A 408-nucleotide genomic window follows, 5' to 3' on the forward strand; every position below is an offset into this window, starting at 1 on the left:
GAGGACGACTGGATAAGCACCGCCAGCGGTTTCTCCAGCTTACGACTCACCGCCGCCAGATACGCCGCCAGCAGGTTTCCCGACTCGCCCACCACCCCGCACGACGCCAGGTCAGAAGCGATGCGCTCCGCAAGCGCCGGGTCACGCAGCAGCCCCAGCGCCGCTTCCCGTTCCTGCTCCGTTATCTCCGGCCCGCTGTCCTCCGGCTCCGGCGCGGACAGATGATTTTCCACCGCCAGCAGCACCCGGCCCAGCGCACGTTTCACCTCACCTTCTGCCAGCCCCAGCTCTGCCGCCGCCTGCCGCGCATACCCCGCCCGTGACCGGGCGCTCATCAGGTCCACGCCATCGGCGAACACCGCACCGCTTTCCGTGTCCAGCAGCTGAACGTTGAGTTTCATCACCCCG

General features: G+C 67.9%; 1 pseudogene. It reads right to left on the minus strand.

Annotated features, from left to right (window positions below):
- Window positions 1-408: pseudogene (locus SPM24T3_RS24150) on the minus strand (DNA primase); the annotation flags it as partial.

Source organism: Serratia sp. M24T3, from assembly GCF_000257645.1.
In the GTDB taxonomy this organism is placed as follows: Bacteria; Pseudomonadota; Gammaproteobacteria; order Enterobacterales; family Enterobacteriaceae; genus Rouxiella.